Source organism: Celeribacter marinus (genome assembly GCF_001308265.1).
In the GTDB taxonomy this organism is placed as follows: Bacteria; Pseudomonadota; Alphaproteobacteria; order Rhodobacterales; family Rhodobacteraceae; genus Celeribacter; species Celeribacter marinus.
In genome coordinates, this window is sequence record NZ_CP012023.1 from 1378359 (window position 1) to 1399668 (window position 21310).

A 21310-nucleotide genomic window follows, 5' to 3' on the forward strand; every position below is an offset into this window, starting at 1 on the left:
CCTTTTGCATGTTAAAGTTGAGCGCTATCATGCCGTCGGTATTTGACTGGCCTGACACGCCCCTATCCGAGCGTCACGTCCAAAAACATCATCATAATAAGCCCCACTAACAGTCCAGTTGTGGCGTAGTTTTGATAGCCCTTACGGTGCGTTTCAGGAATGATTTCATGACTGATGATGTAAAGCATAGCGCCCGCTGCAAACGTCAGCCCCCACGGCAAGACGTGTTGCGAGATATGGATCAAGGCAACACCCAAGGCTCCGCCAACAGGCTCAACCAATCCGGTCAAAAGTGCGATGAAAAAGGCGCTCTTTTTCGAATACCCCTGCCCGCGCAGTGCAACGGCAACCGCGAGACCTTCGGGGGCGTTTTGTAGGCCAATTCCAGTGGCAAGGCTCATACCATTCGCAATGTTTCCACCACCAAACCCGATCCCAACGGCCATACCCTCGGGGAAATTGTGGATGGTTATTGCGATGATAAACAACCAGATTTTAGAGAGCGCGCCCGGATCTGCCCCCTCCGGCCCCACGATAAAATGCTCATGCGGCAGCGTTTCGTTGAGTACGGCCACGAGAATCGCGCCAAGTGCGATCCCACACGCCGCAATTGCTGCCGAAATCCACACCACACCATACAGGTCGTCCGCCGCATCCAAGCCAGGGACAATGAGTGAAAAATATGAGGCGGAGATCATCACGCCAGCCGCAAAGCCCAGCAATGTATCATTGGCGCGTTGGGACATCGTTTTTCCGAACAATACCGGAATTGCGCCAACGCCAGTCATCAAACCAGCCCCCAACGAGGCCAAAATCCCGAGCCAAATCACACTCATTCTAATGCTCACACTTCGATTGTTTGCTTTGTTACCGCCAACACCTAATCTTTTTGAGAATGACTTGCAACTAAGTTTCTTTCTGCTTGGTTTTTGCGCCTAAAGATGCAAATTGGTCGACAAATCAAACCAATTCGAGGGATAGGGAAGCGGTATGCCCGTCATTACAAACATCGACGACCTCAAGCGGCTGCATAAAAAGCGCACGCCAAAAATGTTCTACGATTACTGCGAAAGCGGCGCATGGACGGAACAAACATTCCGCGAGAACGTGACAGACTTTGACAAGATTCGACTGAGACAACGGATCGCCGTCGATATGGAGGGGCGCTCGACAGCAACTCAAATGATCGGCCAAGACGTGTCGATGCCCGTTGCGCTCGCCCCCGTTGGGCTGACAGGCATGCAACGCGCTGATGGCGAAATCAAAGCGGCCAAAGCGGCCGAAAAATTCGGCGTTCCATTCACCCTGTCTACCATGTCAATTTGCTCCATCGAAGAGGTCGATAAGCACACAACCAAACCATTTTGGTTCCAGTTGTATGTCATGCGCGATCAAGATTTTCTCGAAGGCATTATTCAGCGCGCAAAGGATGCAAAAGTATCCGCACTTGTGCTGACGCTTGATCTGCAAATTCTGGGTCAACGCCACAAAGATCTTAAAAACGGACTCTCGGTGCCCTTGCGCCCGACCTTGCCAAACATCGCAAACCTCGCGACAAAATGGCAGTGGGGCTTGGAAATGCTCGCGACCAAAAACAAAAGCTTTGGCAACATTGTGGGCCATGCTAAAGGCGTGTCCAACATGGGCTCATTGTTCACATGGACAGCCGAACAGTTTGACCCCCGCCTCGACTGGGACAAGATCAAAAAAATCAAAGAAATGTGGGGCGGCCCCCTCATCTTGAAAGGCATCCTTGATGAAGAGGATGCACGCCGCGCAGTCGACGTCGGAGCAGACGCAATCATCGTGTCCAACCATGGCGGTCGCCAACTTGACGGCGCTCTTTCGTCCATTCGCCGCTTAGAGCCGATCATCGCCGCCGTGGGCGATCAAGTCGAAGTGCACATCGATAGCGGTATTCGCTCTGGCCAAGACGTTCTAAAAGCCACAGCTATGGGGGCAACAGGCACGTACATCGGTCGCGCATACATCTACGGGCTTGGCGCGATGGGCGAAGCGGGCGTGACAAAAGCACTCGAAGTGATCCACAAAGAACTCGACATGTCGATGGCGCTATGCGGGCGGCGCAACATCAACGATGTGGACCGCGACATACTCTTGGTGCCCGAAGACTTCGCAGGCCGCTGGGCCTAACCAGTACCTAACTATACCAAAACGGCGCCTCGATAGAGGCGCCGTTTTTTATGCTCTATGGAACTGCTTTAGGCCGCTGCCGCGCGCCGTGATTTGATGGTCACGACAGCGGGAATTATAAAGGCGACCATGATCGCCACACAGACAAACGCGACCCGCAATCCAAACCCTTGTGAGACAAATCCAATCAAAGACGGCCCGATGAAGTAACCTGTAAAGCCGATCAGCCAAGCGCGTGAAATCGCGATTGCCCGCTGTTGCCGGTGCACCAGCTTACCCAAAAGCGAGTTTGCGGTGGGCACAATCACCGCCATACCGATAGCCGTGATCCCGATCCCGACCAAGACCACGCCTTGGCTTTGCGCAGAGGCAATCACCAGTGACCCGATAACACCGAGCACGCCCGACCAAAACACAACACGTTCCTCGCCGAGTTTTTCGGTGGTCACCTGCCCTAAGAGACGAAAGGCAGCCATGACAAATCCAAGGGTCGATGGACCAAACCCGCCGTGACCTACCGCACCGCCCAACTCGCGCTCGATGAACAGAGCGGACCATGCCTCGGTCGCATTTTCACCCACGAAAGACACAAATAACATGACCCCCGTCAGGATGATGTAGAGCCATGGAAGTTCGGTCGGCGTAACTGCTCCCTCCGGCTCAGGATCCACCGGACGCCAGTTGCGCCCCTCCCACGTCATAACCCCCATGATGACCACGGCAACGCCCATCAACGGGAATACCTGTCCAACAGACCAGCCCGCCTGTCTCAATCCAGCAACGAACAACGCGGCCACACCAAAACAAAGCGAAAACATCGCGTGATTGATGTTCATCAGATGCATCCCATGACGCTCTTCGAGTTGGCTCAGCCTCATGTTTGCGTTGATATCGAGACTGGAAATCGTAGCTCCAAGGGCGACGAGAACCACAAACAGTGCAGGCACAGAGTGCGCGAAGGCCGGCATTTGCATCGCTACGAACATCACCGCGACAAGCAACGGCAGGATATAGCGCCCAAGTGCAAGCGATATCCGAGGCGCGAGATACATTGCAACCATACCCCCGATCGCGGCGCCCAATAGTGCCAAGCCAAACTGTGCATCACTGGCCTGCGTTTGTGCCTTGATCGCCGGGACCATCGCCGCGAGCGTGCCCCAATAGACACCGATTGCGCCAAGCGCCATAAAAGGCGCACGCGAAACGCGCACCGCAGTGATAAGTGACATGATCGTCCTCCCTAACGCTTAACTTTGGAGATGTTACAATTTCTCAAAGCGCTTTGGCGAAAAGGCTACTGGCGAAATCCCTCGCTCGCAACGATCATTTTTGCAAGCCACGCTGCCCGTATGAAATCAGGACTTCCAATAATAGAGATTCTCGCCTATACGCGCGAGTTCACGCGGGTCTACAGCCTTGGAGGAGGCCCGCCCTAAAACATTGGAGATTATTATGGCTGGTGAGATTCCTGATCTTATTGCCCACGCACGTACGGGGACAGGCAAGGGCGCCGCTCGTCAAGCACGTCGCGACGGCATGGTTCCTGGTATTGTTTACGGTGGCGAAAACGATCCGCTTCCGATCAACATTCCATTCAACGTGTTGCTTAAGCGCCTCAAAGCGGGCCGCTTCTTGTCCACGTTGTTCAACCTGAAAGTCGAAGGCCAAGACGACGTTCGCGTCATCTGCCGTGGCGTTCAGCGTGACGTTGTGAAAGACCTTCCAACACACGTAGACTTCATGCGCCTCAAGCGCACGTCGCGCGTCAACCTGTTCATCCACGTTCAGATTGAAGGCGAAGACGTCGCACCAGGCATTAAAAAAGGTGGCGTAATCACGCACATCCGGACTGAAGTCGAATTGATCGTGACTGCGGGCGATATCCCCGATCACATCACGCTCGACGTATCCAAAGGCGAAATCGGCGATGTATACCACATCTCCGACGTTAAATTGCCTGAGGGTGCGCGCGCCGTGATCGATCGTGATTTCGTAATCGCAAACATCGCAGCGCCTGCCGGCCTTGGTGGCGGTTCCAGCGATGATGACGCCGCAGAAGCCGAAGACACCGCAGAAGAGTAATCTTTTGCCGCAAGGCTTGGTCAAATTTGAAACGCGGGGGCAAAAGCTCCCGCGTTTTTCTTTGCATTCACAAAACTGTGCCTTAAAACGCCCAACAAAGGAGACATCACATGCGCCTATTCGTCGGTCTCGGAAATCCGGGTGGAAAGTATGCGGAGAACCGCCACAACATTGGATTTATGGCCGTAGAGCGCATTGCAGACGACTATGGGTTTGCGCCATGGCGTAGCAAGTTTCAGGGCAAAGTCTCCGAGGGAACACTCGGGCATGAAAAGGTGATTTTGCTCAAACCGGAAACCTTTATGAACCTGAGCGGCCAATCCGTTGGCGAGGCCATGCGGTTTTACAAACTCACCCCAGCCGATGTGGTTGTGTTCCACGACGAGCTTGATCTTGTTCCCGGAAAAGTACGGGTCAAAACTGGCGGAGGACACGCAGGACACAACGGGCTACGCTCCATCCACCAACACATCGGTGCGGACTATGACCGCGTGCGTATGGGCATCGGGCATCCTGGGCATAAGGACCGCGTTGCGGGCTACGTGTTGTCAGACTTCGCAAAGGCCGAACAAAACTGGCTCGATGATGTGCTACGTGGTAGCTCGGACGGCGCTGCGGCTTTGGCGTCAGGTGATGGTGGGAAGTTCTCAAACGCGGTCGCCATGCGCGTAGCCCCTCCTCGCCCGTCGACAGGTAAGAAAACGCCAGACACGACGACAGCACCCAAAAAAGACACACAAAAGGACGATCCACGTAGCGCAATGGAAAAGCTGCGCGACAAGTTCAAGTCTTAGGTCCATAAAAAAGCCCGACAAACGCCGGGCCTTTTCTCATCGACGTGGGGACTTCACTTAGTCCGTATCGCGACCTTCGTCACCTGCGATATCGAACCCAAGATGCCGCGCCACGGCAAAGATATCCTTATCGCCACGTCCACACATGTTCATCACCAAAATGTGGTCTTTGGGTAAAGTTGGTGCAAGCTTCATCACATGGGCTAGTGCGTGCGATGGCTCAAGTGCGGGAATAATTCCCTCGGTGCGACACGAAAACTGAAAAGCTTCAAGCGCCTCTTTATCGGTGATCGACACGTATTTCGCGCGCCCCGTATCGTGAAGCCACGCGTGCTCAGGCCCGATACCGGGATAATCCAACCCCGCAGAGATCGAAAACCCTTCGAGAATTTGACCATCATCATCTTGCAGCAAGTATGTCCGGTTGCCATGCAGCACGCCAGGACGCCCCCCCGTCAAAGACGCGCAGTGCTCCATCTTTTGATCAACGCCCTTACCGCCAGCCTCGACACCAATGATGTTTACACTCTCGTCATCAAGGAACGGGTGGAACAGCCCCATAGCGTTAGAACCACCACCGATGGCGGCAATGAGGGTATCAGGGAGACGTCCCTCCCCCTCTTGCTCAGGCAATTGCCAGCGCACTTCTTGGCCAATAATTGACTGGAAATCACGTACCATGGCGGGATAGGGGTGCGGGCCTGCCACTGTGCCGATGCAATAAAACGTGTCGCGCACATTGGTCACCCAATCTCTTAGCGCATCGTTCATTGCATCTTTGAGCGTGCCGCGACCAGAGGTGACAGGAACAACCTCAGCCCCCAACAGACGCATGCGAAAGACGTTCGGACGTTGGCGCTCAACATCATGCGCCCCCATATAAACCACGCACTTCATGCCAAACTTAGCACAGACAGTAGCGGTCGCAACACCGTGCTGACCCGCGCCCGTCTCGGCGATGATGCGGGTTTTTCCCATGCGGCGCGCCAGAATGATCTGGCCAAGCACGTTGTTGATCTTGTGTGCACCCGTGTGGTTGAGCTCGTCGCGTTTGAGATAGATTTTTGCGCCACCCAACTCCTCTGTCATCTTCTGCGCGTAATAAAGCGGGCTGGGGCGGCCAACGTAATGCTTCCATAGATCGTTCATCTCGGCCCAGAACTCGGGATCGTCCTTGGCCTTGTTGTACTCTTCCTCAAGTGAGAGGATCAGTGGCATCAACGTCTCAGACACAAAGCGCCCGCCGTAATTGCCAAAGCGGCCTTTTTCGTCGGGGCCGTTCATAAAAGAGTTGAAAAGATCGTTCATTGCGATGCTCCAATCTAGGGTCCATCGGGATGTAGCCCATGCATGCCAAGCGGTAAAGCGCGGGTGACGTTTTCGCCCGTGAAATACTCAAAACACGGTGCCGTGCCCTACTGCTAAGCCGCGCGAATAGCGTTCATAAAGGCTTGAATTTTGGCGGGATCTTTTACTCCAGGGGCACTTTCAACACCCGAGGAAAGATCGATTTGTTTCGCGCCCGTCATCTGAATGGCCTGCACCACGTTTTCCTGTGTGAGGCCGCCCGCAAGCATCCACGGCGCATTCCAGCCGCGCTTTGAGACAAGGCGCCAGTCAAATGACACGCCATTTCCACCGGGGAGATCGGCACCCTGTGGCGGCTTTGCGTCGACCAAGAGCTGATCGGCGACCATACCGTACGCATTGAGCGCCTGAAGGTCGGCAGGGCCAGAAACCCCAACGGCTTTCATAACGGGCAAGCCAAAGCGCGTGCGCACCTCGGTGACCCGCTCTAGGCTTTCCTTACCATGCAACTGGATCATATCGATGGGCACCTCGCCGGTGATACGCTCCAGCGCCTCGTCGGATGGATCAACCACAAGCGCCACTTTTGCCACGCCCATTGGCACATCAAGTGCAAGTGCCCGCGCCGTTGCGATATCAACATTGCGGGGACTTTTCGGGAAAAAGACGAACCCAAGATACTGCGCGCCTGCCTCAACAGACGCAGAAACCGCGTCGGACGTGGTGAGCCCGCAAATCTTAACGCGTGTGTCCATAAGCCTGAATTAACGTTCGAGTAGGGCCAACACTTCGTCGCCCTCGCTCTTCGCCTTCGCCGTTTTTAGCTTGGAGATTTCGCGTGCAAGACGGTCTTTGGCTAAACGGTTGTCGCGCGCTGCGGCGCGATGTTTGCCCTCACGCATCCATTCCCAAAAGAACCCGATCAAAAGGCCTGCAACCACTGCGGCGAAAATCACTGAAAACAGCGGTACAGTCAAAGCGTATCCAACACCGACCAATTGCGCCAATTCAGCAGGCAATAGGTTGAGCGTCACCATATCGCGATTGGCCAGCGCCAAAGTGATTAGAACCACGGCGATGGCCGCGAGAAATGCATAGCGGATGTAGCGCATGGGGCGCGTTCCTTTTATTCGTCGTTCAGTCGGTCGCGCAGCAGCTTACCAGTCTTAAAGAACGGCACGTGTTTTTCGTCTACAGAGACACTCTCGCCAGTACGTGGGTTGCGTCCCATTCTGGCATCGCGTTGCTTGACAGAGAACGCGCCAAATCCGCGCAGCTCCACACGATCACCATTGGCCATTGCCTCAATCACTTCTTCAAAGATCGTATTCACGATCCGCTCAACATCTCTTTGATAAAGATGCGGGTTTTCATCCGCGATCTTTTGGATCAATTCAGAACGGATCATATCGTCTCCCCTTTGTCGTGTTTGGTGCCGACCGTATCGGCATGCGAGCAAGATCGACTATAGGATGGGGAATGTGTTCGGGGAATAGTCTCACATGCCCGAAATCATTTTTTTCGGCCTAATCCACTGACATAAGATGAAAATTTAACTCGATTCAGCGCGTGATCAAACATTGAGCGTCCAAAATGCCCCTGCTGCACCGCGGCAACCCACACGCGATTCGGCAGGGTTCAAACAAAAACGGCCCCGCTTACGCGAGGCCGTTTCCAATCATTTGACAGATAAGCGCGTGGCTTACTCGTCCGAGCCTTTAAGAGCGCCGCTGAGAATGTCGCCCAAAGTCGCACCAGAATCTGAGGAGCCAAACTGTTCGACGGCCTCTTTTTCTTCTGCGATTTCACGTGCCTTGATGGACAGACCCAAACGACGGGTTTTCTGGTCCACGTTGGTCACGCGTACATCGAGCTTGTCACCGATCTGGAAGCGCTCAGGGCGCTGCTCTGCACGGTCACGCGACAGGTCGGAGCGACGAATGAAGGATTTCGCACCCTCATACTCGACTTCGATACCGCCATCTTCGATGGCTGTCACAGCTACGGTCACGATGGAGCCGCGCTTAACACCTTCGACTGCGCCGGAGAAGCTATCGTCCAAAGCTTTGATCGAGAGGGAGATACGCTCTTTCTCGACATCAACTTCGGTAACAACGGCTTTAACAACATCGCCTTTTGCGTAGTTCTGGATCGCGTCTTCGCCACGGTCTTCCCATGACAAGTCGGAGAGGTGAACCATGCCGTCGATCTCGCCTTCGAGGCCAACAAACAGACCGAATTCGGTGATGTTCTTGACTTCGCCTTCGACCTGCGTGCCCTCGGGGTGAGTTTCCGCGAAAACTTCCCATGGGTTGCGCATGGTCTGCTTGAGACCCAAGGAAACGCGGCGCTTGGCGCTGTCGATTTCCAGAACCATGACTTCCACTTCTTGCGAGGTAGACACGATTTTGCCGGGGTGTACGTTCTTCTTGGTCCAAGACATCTCGGACACGTGTACGAGACCTTCAACACCTGGCTCAAGCTCAACAAATGCACCGTAATCGGTGATGTTGGTCACGCGACCGGTGTGTGTTGTTTCGAGCGCGTATTTCGCTTCAACAGCATCCCATGGATCGTCCTGCAGCTGTTTCATGCCGAGGGAGATACGGTGGGTTTCTTTGTTGATTTTGATCACCTGAACGTTGATCGTCTCACCAATTGTGAGGATCTCGGAGGGGTGGTTTACGCGACGCCATGCCATGTCTGTGACGTGCAGAAGGCCGTCAACGCCGCCGAGATCGACGAATGCGCCGTACTCAGTGATGTTTTTGACCACGCCTTCGACGGCCTGACCTTCGGTGAGGTTGCCGATGACTTCAGCGCGCTGTTCAGCACGGGACTCTTCGAGGATTGCACGGCGCGATACAACGATGTTGCCACGACGACGGTCCATCTTGAGGATTTGAAACGGCTGCTTGAGACCCATGAGGGGTCCAGCATCGCGCACGGGGCGCACGTCAACTTGGGAGCCAGGCAAGAACGCAACTGCGCCGCCGAGATCAACCGTAAAGCCGCCTTTAACACGACCGAAGATTGCACCTTCAACGCGCTCTTCAGCGGCGTAGGCTTTCTCCAGACGGTCCCAAGCTTCTTCACGACGCGCTTTGTCACGCGAAATGACAGCTTCGCCACGGGCGTTCTCGACACGGTCGAGGAACACTTCAACTTCGTCGCCAACAGCAACGGAAGGAGCTTCACCGGGGTTTGCGAATTCTTTGAGGTCGACGCGACCTTCCATCTTGTAGCCTACGTCGATGATGGCTTGGCCTGCTTCAATAGCAAGCACTTTGCCGCGGACAACTGAACCCTCTTCGGGTGTGTCAATTTCAAAGCTTTCTGCGAGAAGAGCTTCGAAGTCTTCCATAGATACGTTCTGAGCCATGTGGTCTCATTTTCCTTTTCAAACGGTTATTCGGGCCGTGCGGTTGTCTCCGCAGGTCTTTAGGGTTGATTTGGTCGTTGAAAACAAAGCACTTTTGCAAAAAATAAAGGCCAAAAGTTTCCCTTTGGACGCAGTTCATATGCATCAGCGACTCTTAATGGTCTTCTAGACAGGGCGCGTATAGGCCGATTTCTAATTGGGAGCAACCCTAGAGACATCGCAAACCCCAATGTATACTGATCCTGACGGCTACGCGGTCACCAAAGACGATAACGCGTGCGCAGCCAAACTCAAAGAATGCAATTGGGCTGTTTGGTCATAAATCATCCCGGTCACCATCAACTCGTCAGGGGCATAGCGTGCAACAATATCCGACAATTGTGCCTGTACCGTCTCCAAACTGCCCACTGCCGAAATCGACATCGCGTTTTGTACTTGAGCCAAGACTTGTGGGGGGATTTGGCTTTGCACCTCGTGGCTGGGCTTACACATCAACCCCGGCTTTCCTGTGATCACCTTTGCGAATGACAGCAATTGCGAGGAACGCAAATATGCCGCCTCGGCGTCAGTATCGGCGGCAACAACACCAGCCGCCATAATCGCGTAGGGCGCATCCAATGCGGCGGAGGGTCTAAATGTCGTGCGGTAAGTGTGTAGAGCTTGCTCCAAATGAGCTGGGGCAAAATGCGAGGCAAATGCATAGGGCAAACCTAAATATGCGGCAAGCTGAGCGCCAAACAGGCTCGAACCTAGAATATAAACCGGCACATGGCTGCCCTCTCCAGGAAAAGCACGCACGGGTGTAACATCAGGATTGTCACCCAGATAATCCATCAATTCGACTACATCATCGGGGAATTGATCACCTGCTTGCATATTGCGGCGCAAAGCACGTGCCGTATTCATATCCGACCCAGGCGCACGCCCGAGCCCAAGATCAATGCGATCAGGATACAGCGCGTTCAGCGTACCGAACTGTTCCGCCACCATCAACGGGGCATGGTTGGGCAACATGATGCCCCCAGCGCCCACGCGAATGGTTTTTGTAGCTCCCGCCACATGGCCAATCAAAACGGCCGTAGCTGCGCTGGCGATGCCTGGCATGTTGTGATGTTCGGCTAACCAAAACCGATGAAACCCCAAGGCTTCTCCGTGCTGCGCCAAAGTCACAGAATTAGCGAAAGCGTCAGAAACTTGACGCCCTTCGGCCACAGGTGCGAGATCTAGAATAGAGTATTTTTGCATTGCATGCCCTGATGGCTGTTGAGGTTTTCGCTCATCGAATACCTTACTTAGGGACCACGCCACCATTTTATTAGACGGTGGCGTGGCGATAAATTCACCTGACCCCATCTCAAACAAAAGCCGGACAATTTGCCCGGCTTCTATATTATTAACAGATGGACTTCGATCAATCCAAGTTAGTCACTAGTTCACTCAAAGGTTTGCGCACTTTCTTCATACCCTGAAGCCAGTCCCCCTCGTCGGCCCGTGTCCCGAGTGGCAACAAGACAAGCGATGTCAGTCCCTGCTCTTTCAGGCCAAGGATCTCGTCGACAGCGGCGGGATCAAACCCCTCCATCGGCGTGCTATCCACGCCCAATTCGGCAGCGGCGGCCAAAGCAAAGCCAAGCGCGATATAGGCCTGACGGGCCGCGTGCTCGGAATTGGTGCGCGCGTCACGGGGCAAATAGCCCGCTTTGAGGTTGTCGTAATAGGCGTCGAGCGCCTCACGTGTTCCGGGGCGTTCCTCGGCGTGCTGCGCCACAACGGCCTCAACGCGCTCTTCGGTGTAATTGTCCCATGCTGCGAAAACCAATAGGTGCGAACCATCGGTGATCTGCGCCTGATCCCATGCCACGGGGCGGATCTTTGCACGGATATCAGGGTTGGTGATCACAAACACTTTGAATGGCTGTAAGCCAGACGAGGTTGGAGCCATTTGGATCGCTTTTAGAATTTGAGCGACGTTTTCTTCGGAAACGGGCTTGCTCGCGTCCATCTTTTTGACGGCATAACGCCAATCGAGTTTATCCATAAACATGGGAGAGTCCTTTGTTGCTTATGACGCTCATATGGAGGTTCCAGACCGAAGTGCAAGTCCTCTCACACCCCTCAAACGCATGGGGTAAATATAATAATTTGCTTATTATCAGAGGCTTACCACGCATCCGATCACCAATGCACACTGACCGCGCAACTATGCACCAATGAAATGACCGATTTAGCCTCGGACCGCTTCAATCAACGCGATGACTTTCGCAATAGCCTCATCGATAGTCATGCTAGAGGTATCGATCACGGTCGCGTCATCTGCCGGCTTAAGCGGCGCAGCTGCCCGTGCACTATCGCGCTCGTCACGCTCGCGCAGATCTGCCGATACACCCTCTTTCGTCACGTGCTCGCCCTTGCCGATCAATTCGGCGTAGCGGCGCAGCGCGCGCACCTCGTCAGATGCCGTAATGTAGAGCTTCACCTCGGCATCTGGGCAAATCACAGTGCCAATGTCGCGCCCATCCAAAACGGCTCCCCCATCGCGGCGCGCAAACGCCTGTTGAAAATCAACAAGCGCACTACGCACTTCGGGAATTGCGGCGACACGGCTTGCCGCCTGTCCCGCGTCACCCGAACGCAAATCATCACGCTCAAGGTCGGAGGTGGTCAAGCTTAACGCCGCATCCAATGGCGTCAGCCCCTCAAAGGTTTTTGCTCCCGTCGCACGGTAAAGCAGCCCTGTATCAAGGTGCGGAAACCCAAAATGCTTGGCAACGGCTTTGGACACAGTGCCCTTACCTGCCGCAGCCGGCCCGTCGATGGCAACACAAAATGACATAACGCTCTCCGTATGTGGGACGCTCACGCTGCCCGTTCAGGCCCCGTGGGTCAAGTCAGCCGCGTGAAATTTCTGCGCCAAGGTCCGCCATAAGCCGCTCGAACACCGGAAACGAGGTCGCAATGGGGGAGCCATCATCAATGGCAACGGGGTCTTGGGAGGCCATGCCGCAGACAAGAAACGACATCGCGATCCGGTGATCAATGTGCGTGGCACAGGTGGCACCGCCTTTGACCCCGTTTGCGCCGCGTCCATGCACGATGAAGGTATCCTCGTCCTCTTCGATCTCAACACCACAGGCCTCAAGCCCGCGCGCCATTGCATCAATGCGGTCGCTTTCTTTCACGCGCAGCTCTTTGACGCCGCGCATGGTCGTTGTCCCTGTTGCAAACGATGCAACCACGGACAAGACAGGGTATTCGTCGATCATCGATGCGGCGCGTTCGGGTGGCACCTCAACCCCGTGCAGGTTGGAGTACTTAACACGCAAGTCCGCAACAGGTTCGCCACCCTCCTCGCGTGGGTTTTCAAAGGTGATGTCCGCGCCCATTTCCACCAGTGTTGTGTAGATGCCGTTACGAGTGGTGTTCTGGCTTACCCCCGGCACAAGGATGTCGGAGCCGCTGACAATAAGTGCCGCACAGACCGGAAACGCAGCCGAACTTGGGTCGCGCGGCACGGCTACAACTTGTGGCTTTAGCTCTGGCTGACCTTTGAGGGTAATCTTATTGTAGCCTTCTGGTGTCGTCTCGGTACGTATGTCTGCACCAAACCCTTTGAGCATCCGCTCTGTGTGATCGCGCGTCGCTTCTTTCTCGATCACGACTGTCTCGCCGGGTGTATTCAGCCCTGCGAACAATACCGCCGTCTTGACTTGCGCAGACGGCATTGGCGTCTCGTATGTCACCGGCACCGGAGTCGCAGTCCCAACAAGCGTGAGTGGCAGACGCCCACCTGAGCGTCCATATGAGGTCGCGCCGAACTCGGCCAGTGGATCGGTGATCCGCGCCATGGGGCGTTTGCGCAAGGATCCATCGCCCGTAAATGTCGTTGCAAAATCATAGGTGCTAACCAACCCCATGATCAAACGCACACCCGTGCCGGAATTACCGCAATCGATCACTTGTTCCGGTTCAGAAAACCCGCCGACCCCGACACCATGTACCGACCACGCCCCCTCGCCATGACGGATCACATCCGCACCAAGCGCTTGCATCGCCTTACCTGTGTCAAGAACGTCCTCGCCCTCTAGTAGCCCCGTGATCTTGGTCTCGCCAACGGCCAGCGCGCCAAAAATCAACGCGCGGTGTGAAATGGATTTATCACCGGGAACCGCAGCTGTGCCTTTAAGGGGGCCGCATTTGCGAGAGATCATCGGAATGGGATTGCCGTGAGCGGACATTGGAACTCCTCGTTTTGTCGCGCGAGTGATAGCGCAACCGTTGATCATGGTCTATCTACGACTTCTTGGAGCCGCAAATACGTATAGGTCTACTGGCCGCGTCGAAAACTCATGTAGTGCGGGGTGCGCCCTTCGCGCAGTGCTTTTTTCTCATAGCGCGTCGACAGCCAATCATCTGGCGCAGTGCCCCAGTCTTCAGCGTGCGCACCAAGCCACTCAAATCCTGCGAGCGGCACCTCTTCCATCGTTTGACGAACATAATCGGGTATGTCAGTGGCGACACGAAATTCAGAACCCGCTTTGAGCACACGGTGCAATGGCCCAAGATGTTCAGGCGTCACGAAACGGCGACGATGGTGGCGCGCTTTTGGCCACGGATCAGGATAGTTGAGAAACGCCTTTTCAACCGATGCATCTGGCAACACATCAAACAGATCGCGGGCGTCACCGGCATGGATCGACACATTATCAATCGGCCCCTCGCGGCGCAATTTACCCAAACACGCCGCAACACCGTTCACGTAAGGCTCGCAGCCAATGATTTCGACGTTTGGGTATGTCTTTGCCATATGCACAAGATGCTCGCCTGCACCAAACCCGATCTCGACCCAAACAGGCTTGCCCTTGAACCGCTTGTCCATGTCAATTTTTATACGGTCGGGGTTCTCATCCCAACCCACACCACCCGGAGACAGGCGCGGAAGATCCTCGTCCAGATACTCCTTTTGGGCCTGATTGAGCGTCTTACCATGCAAACGGCCATAAAAGTTGCGCCACGGCGAACCGGATTCATGTTTGGTTTCGTCAGACATCAAAAAGCCCCGCTGTTGATCAGCGGGGCTTTTCGCAAATCTACGCCCAATGGGCAAGGCCCGTTGGGCCAAACGTTTACACGGCCTTGCTCAGCGCCTCGACCAAATCGGTGCGTTCCCACGAAAAACCGCCATCCGCCTCAGGCGCACGACCAAAGTGACCGTAAGCCGCGGTGCGTTGATAGATCGGCTTGTTCAGATTAAGATGTGTGCGAATGCCGCGCGGCGTGAGGTCCATCACCTTGGGGATCGCGGCCTCAATCAGCGCGGGATCAATATCGCCCGTCCCGTGTAGATCGGCATAGATCGACAAGGGCGCGGACACACCAATTGCGTAGCTCAACTGAATGGTACATTTTTCAGCCAGACCTGCTGCTACAACGTTTTTGGCCAGATACCGCGCCGCATACGCCGCAGAGCGATCAACCTTGGTCGGGTCTTTCCCTGAAAACGCGCCGCCGCCATGCGGGGCCGCTCCGCCGTAGGTATCCACGATAATCTTTCGTCCTGTGAGACCTGCATCGCCATCAGGACCGCCGATCACGAATTTGCCCGTTGGGTTGACGTGCCACACAGTCTCGTCGGTGAGCCATCCCTCGGGGAGGACTTCGGCGATGTAAGGCGCGACCAAATCGCGGACATCCGCGCTGGTCATGCTTTCATCAAGGTGCTGGGTAGAGAGCACCAACGACGAAATCCCCACAGGAACACCATCAACATATCGTACCGAAAGCTGGGATTTGGCATCAGGGCCAAGGCGCGGCTCAGTCCCGTTTTTACGCACTTCGGCCAAGCGACGCAAAATAGCGTGGGCATATTGGATGGGTGCGGGCATCAAAGCCTTGGTTTCGTTGGTAGCGTACCCAAACATGATCCCTTGGTCGCCTGCCCCCTCGTCTTTGTCTCCACTGGCATCCACGCCTTGCGCGATATGTGCGGATTGTTCGTGCAGCAGGTTCGTGACCTTAAGAGTCTTCCAGTGGAATTTATCCTGCTCATACCCGATATCGCGCACGCATTCGCGCACGATGTCATCAATATTGCCCATGTATTCGGCAAGCTTGGCTTTATCGCTCAACCCAACCTCACCGCCAATCACAACGCGATTGGTTGTAGCAAAGGTTTCAGCGGCAACGCGTGCCTCGGGTTCCTCGGTGAGGAAAGCATCGAGAACTGCGTCGGAAATTCGGTCACATACTTTGTCGGGATGGCCTTCGGATACGGATTCCGAAGTAAAAACGTAGTCTTTGCGAGACATAGGGGACGTGCTCCAATGGTTGTCGCCCTCACGTCAGGAAGCCGTTGTGAGAGCCGATAATTAAAATGCGATATAGTCGTGCACACACCGCGTCAATCAGTTTCCCGATCCCTGCGGCGCCACACACCTCTAGCAGTTAGTAGCAACAAGATCGCAATCAATAGTAAAGATGGCATCTCTTTTGTACGCACGTAAAACGTTGGCTGTGTCGGCGCGGGTAGCGGCGCGGTAAAGGCCCCCGCCCGCCCCAGCGCAAGCGATTGTCGAACCGTACCACGCACATCAATAACGGCAGAGATCCCCGTGTTTGCCGCCCGCACCATGGGCAACCCTGTCTCAATCGCCCGAAAACGCGACTGTGCAAGGCTCTGTTGTGGACCCGAAAACGTCCCGAACCATGCATCATTTGTGATGTGGAGCAACCAGTCAGGACGTGCAGTCCCACGCAAATCGCGCGGAAAAATAGCCTCGTAGCAGATCAAGGGAAGCGCCTTGCCAAGGGCGCCGAAATCCATCAACGCAGGCCCATCGCCCGCTGAGAACCCGTACCCGCCATCGGCGGTAAACGTGCGGAATCCAAGGGCGGCGAGCAATCGCGGAAACGGAATGTATTCGCCAAACGGCACGAGGTGATGCTTGTCGTAGACTTGCGCCACTTCCCCTTGAGGCGAAAGTAAAACGGCGGAATTATAACCGCGATACCCGTCCACACGGCGCAGACCGACGACCGCTTGTGCTGGAGAAATCCGCTCGTGGATAGCGCGCAAATCGTCTCCCGCCGCGTCAAGAATTGGTGCAACAGCCGTTTCTGGCCAAATCACAAGGTCCGCACCCTCGGGGTCGGACATCTCCAATGCACGATCAAAAAATATCGGAATGTAGCGCGGGTCCCATTTCAGCGCTTGTGACGCATTCGGTTGCACCACGCGCACAGACACGGTGAGATCCGCCGGCATAGGCTGCACCTTAGCCCACGTACCAATCCCGAACAAAAGAGCAACAGTCACAATCGCAGAGAAGCCCGCCACCAAAGACCGCGAGAGTACCGCACGCGAAATCTGGGTCGCCGCAAAAAGTGTCACAACAGTTAGGCCATATGGACCAATCCATGCCGCCAAGTGTGCGATTGGCGTATCAAGCCAGATATAAGCCGGAAGGGCCCATGGAAAACCGGTGAACAGATAGCCACGTATCAATTCGGCCAAGCCCCAAAGTGCCACAAGGCCCATAGGCCCGACCCCCAGCCGCTTGGATGCAAAAAACGCAGCGCCCCACAAAAGCGCCAATCCTCCACACATGGACAACAATGCAAAGGGGATCATCCATGCCGTCCGCAGGGGATCAACCAAAAACGGGTTCACAATCCACGATAAGGATATAAGAAAATGGCCAAGCCCAAACGCCCAGCCCCGAAAGGCCGCGTGGCGCGGGGATGGACTTTTTTGCCACATCGCCACGGCCACAGCAAAAGCTAAGAACGCCAAAGGCCAGAATCCAAAAGGCGCCTGACCCAATGCCGCAATTGCGCCCGCACCAACAAAAGCGAGCGGACGCGCGGCCATGCGGATCAGACGCGACATCGCAACTTACGATGCGTCGTCAAATTGCGCTGCTTGTGGCAAGCGCACGCGCACACGTTTGATGCGGCGCGGGTCAGCATCAATGATCTCAAACTCTGCCCCTGACGGGTGTGGGATCATTTCGCCCCGAGCAGGGACGCGGCCCGATAGCAAAAAGACCAAACCGCCGAGCGTATCGATTTCTTCGTCATCAACATCATCCGTGAAACTCATTCCCGCAGCGTGCTCAAACTCATCGAGCGGTGCCTTGGCCTGGGCGATGAAGGCACCCGGACCCGTCTTGGTCCAAAATACATCTTCTTCGATGTCGTGCTCGTCTTCAATTTCACCGATCACTTGCTCAACAAGATCTTCGAGCGTGACCAAACCGTCGACCCCGCCGTATTCGTCAATCACCAGCGCCATGTGCATCCGGTCGCTTTGCATTTTTTGCAACAGCACACCGATTGGCATGGAAGGCGGAGCGAACAACAAAGGACGGATCATTTTGGACAAGTTAAAGCGCCCTCCATTCCCGTTGAACCCGTGTGTCAGTGCAAAATCTTTGAGGTGCACAAGACCAATAGGCGTATCAAGTGTCCCTTTGAAGACGGGCAGGCGCGTGTTGCCGCTTTCGCGGAACTTGGCAACAAGGTCATCTTTTTTGATATCGGCCGAGACGGCAACGATATCCGCCTTTGGCACCATAACGTCATCCACTCGCATATGACGCAGGTTGAGCATGCCCAAGCGCGCGCGCTCCGCCTCGGCGGGTGCAGGGTCAAGCACCGGTTGCTCTGTCTCTTCAGACGTGTTGGAAGAAAAGCCGGACCAAAAGCGGGTCAAAAAACCTGACCCTTTTTGTGGCTCTGTTAAACTGTCTATCTGCTCCATTGGCGCGCTCTGCGCTGCCGTAGAAGACCCAGGCTCTGTGTCGCCCATATTCCCTTTCCAACTTATCTTGCCCAATTTCGCGGGCTAGCCCCTAATATGGGTCCGGCACCCCCAAAGATGCAAGTATCTCTGTCTCAATACGTTCCATTATATCTGCATCAGCGTCCGTGATGTGATCATAACCCAACACATGTAACAGACCATGAACGATCAAATGCGTAATATGGTGCTCAAACGGCGTCCCCGCCGCCTCGGCTTCACGCGCACAAGTGTCGAAAGAAATCGCGATATCACCAAGTTCGACACTTCCGTCAAAGTCAGGTTCAGGTAGCGGAGGGCGCATATTGGGTGTCGCACGCTCGGCTGCGGGCCAAGACAACACATTCGTCGCCTTGTCCTTTTCCCGAAACTGGGTGTTCAGCTCTGTGATTTTTTCATCATCGCACCCAAGAACCGATCCTTCGCATACCTCGGGATCGAGGCCTAGGTAGGCAAGGGTCGCACGCTCGGCCACGTCCACCAACGCCTCTAACCCCGCCTCATCCCAACGGGTATCTTCAATGAGTGTCTCAAGTGCCATACCAGTTCATCGCCCAACGTTGCCTATGCTTCGTCGGCCTCATACGCCTCGATGATTGCCGCGACAAGCGGGTGGCGCACAACATCTTTCGATGTGAAATAATTGAACGAGATTTTCTTGACCCCTGCGAGAATGCGCTCTGCATCTCTCAGACCCGATGTTTGACCGCGTGGCAGGTCCACTTGTGACCGATCGCCTGTGATCACCATGCGCGAGCCCTCGCCCAGACGGGTCAAAAACATCTTCATTTGCATGGTCGTGGCGTTTTGCGCCTCATCGAGCACGACAAAGGCTCGGCTTAACGTGCGTCCGCGCATAAACGCGAGCGGGGCAATCTCGATGGTTTTGTCTTCGCGCATTTTCGCAAGTTGCTTGGCTGGTACAAAATCGTTGAGCGCGTCATAGAGCGGCTGCATATACGGATCAACCTTTTCGCCCAAATCACCTGGCAAGAAACCAAGCCGCTCTCCGGCCTCGACTGCGGGACGCGACAGGATGATTTTGTCGACATTGCCATTGATCAGCATATTCACACCCACGGCCACCGCGAGGTAGGTTTTACCCGTCCCTGCAGGACCAATCCCAAATGCCATTTCATTGTCAAATAAGTTTTGAACATAGGACTTTTGTGCTGCGGTGCGCGGTTCAACCAGTTTTTTGCGTGTTTTGATCTCGACATGCCCACCATTGAACATTTCGATTTGATCTCCGGGAAAGCCCGACTCGGACGCACTTTCGCCCATCCGGATCATGCCATCAATTGCGCCTGCATCTATTTCACGGCCCGCTTCGAGTTTGGCGTAAAGCTCTTGCAGCGTTGCAGCGGCTTTGCCCCGCTCCACACCTGCGCCCATGACCGACAACACGTTACCGCGCCTCACGATCTGAACGCCGATCTCATGCTCTATCTGGGCAAGGTTGCGGTCGAACTCTCCGCATAGATCGATCAACAATCTATTGTCGTTGAATTCCAACAATGTCTCATGGACGCTGTCTTGTGAGTTCGGGGGGGTCAACGTGTTAAAGCCCAAATGTCTCTCCGTATCCGAAGTTGTGATACGGTGATGGTGCCAAGGGATTGCGCGCAACGCAAGTCCTCACACCATATCTTCGCTAAAAGTTCAAATTGGGCGCGCTGTGACGGGGGCGAACCGCTTAGTCTTTTGGCAAAAATGCGCACAATTTGGCAGTGCCGACCAACCAAGCACCGAAACGAAAAAGGCCCCCGTGAAACCACGGAGGCCTTTGTGCATTACTTTAACCGAAAACTAGAGCGGGTCAGAAACCGTTTGGCTGCCTTTGAACGGCCCCACGGCCATATTCGGCGGCGCAATACCTGAGCAAATTGGCTTGCCATATTTGTCGACGCGCGATGACAAATAGCCCTCGACACCGTCATCAATGATCCAATGGTCACATCCTTGCGGGTCAACCCAGATTCCGGCGACTAGGTTGGACAGGTGCGAACCGTTTGGTCCATCGCCCTGACCGTAGTCGCGGGTTTTGTCGGTTTTAACCTTGCCGCGACCGCCCTCTCCGGACAGTCCAGCCACAATACCTTCAGAACATGCGGATACGAGAAGAACGCTAATGAGGAGCGCGCCTGTTTTTATGCTTTTCATAGGTCCAGCTCCTTATTTCACGCAGATGATTTCAACGCGACGGTTTTGCGCCATGCCACTCGATGTGCCGTTAGACGCGATCGGCATGCGTTCGCCGTAGCCGCGAACATCCGCAATTCGTGCACCTGTTTGAGCGGCGATTTTAGCCACTGCATTGGCGCGATTATAACTTAGGCGCATGTTGTATTCGTCAGACGCACGGCTATCGGTATGCCCGATGATGATGTAAGCCATCGCACCCGCTTGAGCAAAGAACTGCTCGAGGCGCTGACGCCCACCGGCAGAAATTCCATATTTATCTGTTGAAAACAGTTGATCGGAATTCATCACTGCGCAGGACTGAACTTTGTGGCAGGTTGGCAAACCTTGACGATTTACTTTCAAATCCATGTAGCCCTCAAATCCGTCATCCATGACCCAGTGCTCACACCCGTCTGGATCGATCCAGATGGTCGGGGCGTAGACTTCTGCGGTTGCATCTTGGGATTGCGCAGACACTGCGGATGCCGAAACAGCAAGAGCCGCCATAGCCGCCGCGACGAGGCCTTTTTTCATTAATTGGTTCAACACAGCTTGCCGTCCCCCACATCTAATTTTTAAATCACTTACCAACCCATTAGTTTCGCTTGG

The 21310-nt window shown here is 54.9% G+C and carries 22 protein-coding genes and 1 riboswitch; of the genes, 3 read left to right on the forward strand and 19 right to left on the reverse strand.

The features are described from left to right. Positions 1-62 precede the first annotated feature (62 nt). On the reverse strand, positions 63-836 hold the full coding sequence (locus IMCC12053_RS06730; protein ID WP_062217083.1) for a ZIP family metal transporter: 774 nt from the start codon (positions 834-836) through the stop codon (positions 63-65). 154 nt (positions 837-990) lie between these two features. On the opposite strand from IMCC12053_RS06730, the gene IMCC12053_RS06735 reads away from it, so the two are divergent. Further along, positions 991-2154, forward strand: coding sequence for an alpha-hydroxy acid oxidase (locus IMCC12053_RS06735; RefSeq protein ID WP_062217086.1), 1164 nt, complete (start codon positions 991-993; stop codon positions 2152-2154). Between the two features lie 68 nt (positions 2155-2222). Here the strand turns inward: IMCC12053_RS06735 and IMCC12053_RS06740 are convergent, their stop codons facing one another. Beyond that, a complete protein-coding gene (locus tag IMCC12053_RS06740; RefSeq protein ID WP_062217088.1) occupies positions 2223-3383 on the reverse strand; it encodes an MFS transporter in 1161 nt (386 codons plus the stop codon). 223 nt (positions 3384-3606) lie between these two features. Between IMCC12053_RS06740 and IMCC12053_RS06745 the strand changes: the two genes are divergently transcribed. Together IMCC12053_RS06745 and pth are read left to right on the forward strand one after the other, a co-directional pair. Next, the gene (locus IMCC12053_RS06745) at positions 3607-4236 is read left to right on the forward strand and encodes a 50S ribosomal protein L25/general stress protein Ctc (protein WP_062217091.1); all 630 of its coding nucleotides are present in this window, start codon (positions 3607-3609) and stop codon (positions 4234-4236) included. A 110-nt stretch (positions 4237-4346) separates the two neighbouring features. Beyond that, on the forward strand, positions 4347-5030 hold the full coding sequence (pth, locus tag IMCC12053_RS06750; RefSeq protein ID WP_062217092.1) for an aminoacyl-tRNA hydrolase: 684 nt from the start codon (positions 4347-4349) through the stop codon (positions 5028-5030). A gap of 57 nt (positions 5031-5087) precedes the next feature. Here the strand turns inward: pth and trpB are convergent, their stop codons facing one another. From trpB to IMCC12053_RS06835, 17 genes are all read right to left on the reverse strand, one after another. Beyond that, positions 5088-6338, reverse strand: a complete 1251-nt coding sequence (gene trpB / locus IMCC12053_RS06755; RefSeq protein ID WP_062217096.1) for a tryptophan synthase subunit beta — start codon at positions 6336-6338, stop codon at positions 5088-5090. A 113-nt stretch (positions 6339-6451) separates the two neighbouring features. Next, on the reverse strand, positions 6452-7093 hold the full coding sequence (locus IMCC12053_RS06760) for a phosphoribosylanthranilate isomerase (protein WP_062217102.1): 642 nt from the start codon (positions 7091-7093) through the stop codon (positions 6452-6454). A gap of 9 nt (positions 7094-7102) precedes the next feature. Next, the gene (locus tag IMCC12053_RS06765) at positions 7103-7450 is read right to left on the reverse strand and encodes a lipopolysaccharide assembly protein LapA domain-containing protein (protein WP_062217105.1); all 348 of its coding nucleotides are present in this window, start codon (positions 7448-7450) and stop codon (positions 7103-7105) included. A 14-nt stretch (positions 7451-7464) separates the two neighbouring features. Further along, the gene (gene ihfB, locus IMCC12053_RS06770; RefSeq protein WP_062217108.1) at positions 7465-7746 is read right to left on the reverse strand and encodes an integration host factor subunit beta; all 282 of its coding nucleotides are present in this window, start codon (positions 7744-7746) and stop codon (positions 7465-7467) included. A 294-nt stretch (positions 7747-8040) separates the two neighbouring features. Then, positions 8041-9720 carry a 30S ribosomal protein S1 gene (rpsA, locus tag IMCC12053_RS06775; RefSeq protein ID WP_177205509.1) on the reverse strand — a complete coding sequence of 560 codons (1680 nt, stop codon included), beginning with the start codon at positions 9718-9720 and terminating at the stop codon, positions 8041-8043. A gap of 249 nt (positions 9721-9969) precedes the next feature. After that, on the reverse strand, positions 9970-10965 hold the full coding sequence (locus IMCC12053_RS06780; protein ID WP_062217115.1) for an LLM class flavin-dependent oxidoreductase: 996 nt from the start codon (positions 10963-10965) through the stop codon (positions 9970-9972). Between the two features lie 166 nt (positions 10966-11131). Beyond that, positions 11132-11764 (reverse strand): nitroreductase family protein, encoded by a 633-nt coding sequence (locus IMCC12053_RS06785; RefSeq protein ID WP_062217117.1) that lies wholly within the window; start codon positions 11762-11764, stop codon positions 11132-11134. Positions 11765-11944: 180 nt separating this feature from the next. Further along, complete coding sequence (locus IMCC12053_RS06790) at positions 11945-12553, reverse strand: (d)CMP kinase (RefSeq protein ID WP_062217120.1); 609 nt, start codon at positions 12551-12553, stop codon at positions 11945-11947. Between the two features lie 55 nt (positions 12554-12608). Next, positions 12609-13955 (reverse strand): 3-phosphoshikimate 1-carboxyvinyltransferase, encoded by a 1347-nt coding sequence (gene aroA / locus IMCC12053_RS06795; protein WP_062217123.1) that lies wholly within the window; start codon positions 13953-13955, stop codon positions 12609-12611. Positions 13956-14044: 89 nt separating this feature from the next. Beyond that, the gene (gene trmB / locus IMCC12053_RS06800; protein ID WP_062221008.1) at positions 14045-14767 is read right to left on the reverse strand and encodes a tRNA (guanine(46)-N(7))-methyltransferase TrmB; all 723 of its coding nucleotides are present in this window, start codon (positions 14765-14767) and stop codon (positions 14045-14047) included. A gap of 76 nt (positions 14768-14843) precedes the next feature. Beyond that, positions 14844-16025 carry a methionine adenosyltransferase gene (gene metK, locus IMCC12053_RS06805; RefSeq protein WP_062217126.1) on the reverse strand — a complete coding sequence of 394 codons (1182 nt, stop codon included), beginning with the start codon at positions 16023-16025 and terminating at the stop codon, positions 14844-14846. Positions 16026-16033: 8 nt separating this feature from the next. Then, positions 16034-16081: riboswitch (SAM-SAH riboswitch) on the reverse strand. Between the two features lie 36 nt (positions 16082-16117). Further along, entirely contained in the window at positions 16118-17605 is a 1488-nt protein-coding gene (gene lnt / locus IMCC12053_RS06810) for an apolipoprotein N-acyltransferase (protein WP_062217128.1), read from the reverse strand. A 6-nt stretch (positions 17606-17611) separates the two neighbouring features. Next, complete coding sequence (locus tag IMCC12053_RS06815) at positions 17612-18526, reverse strand: transporter associated domain-containing protein (protein ID WP_062217131.1); 915 nt, start codon at positions 18524-18526, stop codon at positions 17612-17614. A 43-nt stretch (positions 18527-18569) separates the two neighbouring features. Continuing rightward, complete coding sequence (ybeY, locus tag IMCC12053_RS06820; protein ID WP_062217133.1) at positions 18570-19058, reverse strand: rRNA maturation RNase YbeY; 489 nt, start codon at positions 19056-19058, stop codon at positions 18570-18572. Positions 19059-19081: 23 nt separating this feature from the next. Then, entirely contained in the window at positions 19082-20089 is a 1008-nt protein-coding gene (locus IMCC12053_RS06825; protein ID WP_062217136.1) for a PhoH family protein, read from the reverse strand. Positions 20090-20326: 237 nt separating this feature from the next. Beyond that, positions 20327-20680, reverse strand: a complete 354-nt coding sequence (locus IMCC12053_RS06830) for a hypothetical protein (RefSeq protein ID WP_062217138.1) — start codon at positions 20678-20680, stop codon at positions 20327-20329. 12 nt (positions 20681-20692) lie between these two features. Next, positions 20693-21235, reverse strand: coding sequence for an OmpA family protein (locus IMCC12053_RS06835; RefSeq protein ID WP_062217141.1), 543 nt, complete (start codon positions 21233-21235; stop codon positions 20693-20695). Positions 21236-21310: the final 75 nt, after the last annotated feature.